The organism is Paenibacillus sp. DS2015 (assembly GCF_050433705.1).
Classification (GTDB): domain Bacteria; phylum Bacillota; class Bacilli; order Paenibacillales; family Paenibacillaceae; genus Paenibacillus_AQ.
This window is the reverse complement of sequence record NZ_JBNPWS010000064.1, coordinates 1-5625: the sequence shown is the minus strand read 5'-3', so window position 1 is coordinate 5625 and position 5625 is coordinate 1. Positions and strand designations below refer to the sequence as shown.

Annotated in this window: 4 protein-coding genes; all 4 read left to right on the top strand. The window is 38.5% G+C overall.

Annotated features, from left to right (window positions below):
- Window positions 1-189 precede the first annotated feature (189 nt).
- The 4 genes from J2T13_RS25920 (at window position 190) to J2T13_RS25905 (ending at window position 5259) form a co-directional block, all read left to right on the top strand.
- Window positions 190-888, top strand: coding sequence for a response regulator transcription factor (locus J2T13_RS25920; RefSeq protein WP_429375576.1), 699 nt, complete (start codon window positions 190-192; stop codon window positions 886-888).
- The gene (locus tag J2T13_RS25915) at window positions 875-1867 is read left to right on the top strand and encodes a sensor histidine kinase (RefSeq protein WP_429375574.1); all 993 of its coding nucleotides are present in this window, start codon (window positions 875-877) and stop codon (window positions 1865-1867) included. Before J2T13_RS25920 ends, J2T13_RS25915 begins: the two co-directional genes overlap by 14 nt.
- A 102-nt stretch (window positions 1868-1969) precedes the next feature.
- Window positions 1970-2653, top strand: coding sequence for an ABC transporter ATP-binding protein (locus J2T13_RS25910; protein ID WP_429375572.1), 684 nt, complete (start codon window positions 1970-1972; stop codon window positions 2651-2653).
- Complete coding sequence (locus J2T13_RS25905) at window positions 2650-5259, top strand: FtsX-like permease family protein (RefSeq protein WP_429375570.1); 2610 nt, start codon at window positions 2650-2652, stop codon at window positions 5257-5259. The genes J2T13_RS25910 and J2T13_RS25905 overlap by 4 nt, the downstream gene beginning before the upstream one ends.
- Window positions 5260-5625: the final 366 nt, after the last annotated feature.

Below are 5625 nucleotides of genomic sequence, written 5' to 3'. Positions count from 1 at the left end.
CTCCTACATCGTGAAAATGAACGGGAATTCGTATCGCATGAAAGGAACAAGGTGACCATGCATCATGTGTGGTAACCTTGTTTTGTATGTAGTCAAAAGATATGCCATCATTGGGCAATAAATGGTTGAGAGATGCGATTTCTGGTATTCTCATAGTTCATAGTAAAAATAAGATAGGATGACCTTCACATGAAAATATTGCTAGTGGAAGACGATCGAACAATTGCATCAGGTCTTGAATATTCGTTGCAACAGGATCACTTTTCTACGGTTCTTTGTTATGATACGGTAACTGCTAAACAGGTGATAGCTGAACAATTAGATCAGTTTACGTTATGTTTATTTGATATATCCCTACCCGATGGTAATGGCTACGAATTGTGTAAGATGGTGAAGGAGCGGAGTGATATTCCTGTTATTTTTCTAACAGCGATAGATGATGAGGTGAATGTCGTGATGGGGCTTGATATGGGAGGAGACGATTATATTACCAAACCTTTTCGTATCCGTGAGCTTCTCTCGCGAATTAAATCCGTCTTAAGAAGATATCATAAACAGACTCAGACCAAATCAATCATTGAAATCGAAAATATACGAATTAACACACTAGAAGGAAAAGTGTATAAGAATGGCAACGAGATTTCAGTGACTGCCTTAGAGTATCGATTATTGCTTATTTTTGCGAATCATATTGGACAGGTTCTTTCAAGAAATCAGCTATTAGAACGGATCTGGGATGTGGCAGGTGACTTTGTGAATGATAATACATTAACGGTCTACATTAAAAGATTAAGAGAAAAGTTAGAGGACAACCCTCAAGATCCAACGATTATTAAAACAGTGCGCGGCCTAGGTTATAAGGTAGGTGATTCGAATGCTTCGAAATAGAGAGATTCGGTGGTTATTCGTTACAATGTGTTCGATAAGTCTCGTAGCCATTGTGATCTCGGCAATGATGTCACTACCTGTCGCAATTCTTTCTTGTATCACTTCAGCGTTACTTATTACATGCAGTTTGGTATTTACGAGATGGAGATACAGGGAGATTGAGAATCTCTCTGGCTATTTACGTCAAATAAGTAATGGGAATTACTCGTTAGACGTTCGTGATAATCAGGAAGGTGAGCTGAGTATTCTAAAGAACGATATTTACAAAGTGACACTTATGTTATCTGAGCACAGTTCTCTTTTACAACATGATAAGGTCCAGCTTACGAATGCGATCTCCGATATATCACACCAGCTTAAGACACCTCTAACCTCCATGACCGTCATGGCAGATTTATTAAGTGAACCTGAGCTTCCTCCTGAGAAAAGAACGGAATTCACACGTAATATACGCATTCAACTCGAAAGAATTGGATGGCTTGTATCTTCATTATTAAAGTTCTCCAAAATCGATGCAGGAACGGTTCAATTCAAAAAAGATCCTATTTCGGTCAAAACATTGTTTCGAAAATCACTAGAGCCTGTCCTGATTCCAATGGACATTAAGGAACAAACGGTCTCGATCAAGGGTGAAGACACCGTATCATTTCTTGGTGACCTCAATTGGACATCTGAAGCTGTTATCAATATTCTGAAAAATTGCGTGGAACACACACCTGAGGGTGGGGAGATCTCGATATCTTTTACAGAAAATGCACTGTATACCGAAGTAATCATTGCTGATAATGGTATAGGAATTCCGAAAGAAGAGTTACCTTATGTTTTTAAACGATTCTATAAAGGGAAGAATGCAAGTGAAGATAGTATCGGTATTGGACTAGCCTTATCTCACAGCATTATTACAAGTCAGAATGGAGATATCCATGTCAAGAGTGGGAAAGGAATGGGCACACAGTTTCACATTAAGTTTTACAAATAATTCATTACATTAAGTTAAGTGACTAAATCGTCATGTAGCAGTCACTTTAAAGTCATGATCGCCAGATATACTGATCTCAATAGCACAAATGGAGGTCTTAGAATGGAAATATTAAAAATTGAACATCTGTCTAAAACGTATGGTAAAGGTGAAACCGCGGTAAAGGCACTTGATGATGTATCTTTTACAGTAAATAAAGGAGAATTCATCGCTATCATCGGTCCATCGGGTTCAGGAAAATCAACGATTCTCCATATGCTTGGGGGTGTGGATCGGCCGACAAGTGGCAAAGTGTTCGTTGACAACACAGACATTTATAATCTCAATGAGACACAACTTGCGATCTTTAGACGTAGACAAATTGGCTTGATCTATCAGTTCTATAACCTTATTCCGGTCTTAACGGTGGAGGAGAATATTCAGCTCCCCCTACTACTTGATGAACATAAGGTGGATAAGAAGCAATTCGCGGATATCGTGAAGACTTTAAATCTAGACAATCGCTTAAAGCATTTACCGAATCAACTCTCTGGTGGACAACAACAACGGGTGTCGATTGGAAGAGCGCTGATTAGTAATCCTGCGATTATGCTAGCAGACGAACCAACAGGTAATCTGGATAGTAAGAATGGTAACGAAATCATTGATTTATTAAAGATGTTTAATAAAACCTTTAATCAAACGCTGATTATCATTACTCATGATGAGCGGATTGCTCTACAAGCTGATAGAATCATCACCATTGAAGATGGAAGGATTGCCAAAGATGAGGTGATTCGTCCGTGAATATTGTTAACAAATTAACAGTAAGACATTTGAAGCAGAACAAACGTCGAACACTAGTGACCATTATAGGAGTTATTATCTCGGTAGCGATGGTGACCGCTGTTTCTACACTTGGGGTTTCCTTTATGGATTTATTGCAAAGGCAATCAATATCTAGCAATGGTGAATGGCATGTCCTTTATAAAGATGTCAATAAATCTCAACTCAAAGCGATTGATGCAGATGAGGATACCCAAACACTTGTCGTATCAAGAGATCGAGGTTATGCCCTGTTACAAGGGGGAGATAATGCGAATAAACCCTATTTATATATTAAGGAATATAATGAACAAGGTTATAAGCAATTTCCAATTGAACTGAGTTCAGGTCGACTTCCGCATGCCGACAACGAAGTTGTTATTTCGGAGGACATTGCAACGAACGCGAAAGTAGTATACAAGATCGGAGACACGTTAACACTCGATGTTGGTGAAAGAACTAGGGTCGAGGATAGAGATGCACCGGCACTAAAACAGACGGACCGACTGCTAACATATGAAGGTAAGATGGCTGAAACACTAGAGCATACAGAAGCTAGAAGTTATAAGGTTGTAGGTTTCATAAAACGACCGACATGGGAGCCAACATGGGCACCGGGATATACCGTCATCAGTTATGTAGATGAAAGTATATTGGGAGCAAATGATATCGTAAATGCGACGGTTGTATTAAACAAGGTTGAGAGTTCCCTATTTGCACATGCAAAGGATTTAGCTAAACAAAATAACATTAGATCTGAGTCCATAGAATTTAATAATAGTTTATTACGGTACTATGGTGTGATGAATAACGATGGATTGCGTAGCACGATCCTGTCATTGTCGTCGATTATAATGGGCATCATTATTGTTGGATCGGTATCGCTTATATATAATGCATTTGCGATTTCTGTCTCCGAACGTTCTCGTCATTTAGGTATGTTATCTAGTGTGGGCGCTACTGCAAGACAGAAGAGGAATTCGGTGTTTTTTGAGGGGACGATTATTGGTTTAATCAGTATACCCATTGGAATCATTTGTGGACTTGTAGGAATCGCTATTACTTTCTGGTTCATTAATTCGATGATTCAAGGCGCATTTGGCGTAACTGAGGAGTTAACGGTGTCTATTACACCAGGTTCACTAGGGGTTGCCTGTGCTGTGTCGATCATAACGATCTTCATTTCAACCTATCTACCTGCAAGAAAAGCATCTAGAATCTCTGCTATTGATGCGATTCGTCAGACGAGCGATGTTAAACTTACTTCTAAAGTAGTGAAAACTTCCAAGTTGGTTCGTAAGCTTTTTGGAGTTGAGGCAGAGATTGGGTTGAAGAATTTAAAGAGAAATAGACGGAGGTACCAAGCAACGGTATTTTCACTTGTTATTAGTATTGTTCTGTTCTTGAGCGTGTCTTATTTTACAGATAATTTCAGGAAATCGCTTGAACTATCACAGGGTGATGTGAATTTTGATATTAAAGTTGCTTCAGTCGGAATTGAACCCTTAGATGATCAGTTGATCAACTCGATAGCTAATCTTGATGATATAACGGAATTTAGTGTAATGAAAGGATTTGAATTGCATTCTTGGATTGATGAGAAGGTAATCGCGAATGAATTACACAATTTGGTGAAAGAAGAACCAAGTATGCTAAAAGAAGGGAAATTCCAATATTACATTGAAGTTCACGTCTTAAATGATAAATACCTACAAGATTATGCGAAACGGGTGGGCGCAGATTACAAACAACTGATTGATCCAGGAAACCTGTCCGCCATCGTGGTTGATAAGATTTCTTATGAAGATGAAATATCACATAAGTTCGTGGAGACTACGGCCATTCATACAAAAGTGGGTCAGAGCATTGACCTAGATGAAGTAGATTGGGAAACTGGAAAAGAGACGCCCATAAATAAGATTAGGATAGCAGCTTTGACGGATCAGCTACCTATGGGAGCACAACAAGCAAGTATTGGTGGTTTGAACATCATCATCTCTGAGCAAGTCATGGATCAATTGACTGTAAACGGTGTTAATACGGAAGATCAGATAGGGGTAGCGTTATATCTGAAAACATCAAATCCTATGGCCACACAACAGGAAATTGAGGAAATGAAAGAGAGTAATATTTATATCTATAATGTGTATCAGTACAGACAAGAGAATGATCAGATGTTACTCCTAATGTCAGTATTTACGTATGGCTTCATCGTATTAATTACGTTGATATCTGTAGCCAATATATTCAACACCATCTCGACGAGTATCTCACTTCGTAAACGAGAATTCGCGATGCTCAAATCAGTTGGGATGACGCCGAAAGGCTTCAATAAAATGATCAATTATGAAAGTATATTTTATGGTATAAAATCACTACTCTATGGTCTACCGATCAGTATCGGTGTAATGTATTTAATGTACAAATCACTAATGAATAGCTTCCAATTTGACTTCACACCCCCATGGATAAGCATTATGTATGTTATCGTGGCTGTATTTATCATTGTTAGCTCAGCCATGTTATATGCAAGTTCAAAAGTGAAGAAGGAAAATATCATTGATGCATTAAAACAAGAAAGTATATAGCCAAAGAATGATGGAGGCCCCTGAAATGTTATGATCATTTCAGGGGCCTCCATTTGGTTGAGTTCCACCATTAAACGACAACCTGTAGTCATAAACCCTACAGGTTTCTTGTTATACCATACATGATGCGGAGGAGTTTAGATGGATGATAGCGAATGTAATTGTCAACTGAAAATTCCTCCACATGAGCATTTAAAACTCCCCCACCTATGAAATAATAGTACAAAGTAGATGAGATAATTTCTCCAAGTAATAGATAGGTGGATTGGTGGAGTAGTGCTTCAATTACCTAATTGCTGCTTTAATAGCCACTCCTTCGTTTCATTCATGCGATACGAATTCCCGTTCATATTCACGATGTAGGAT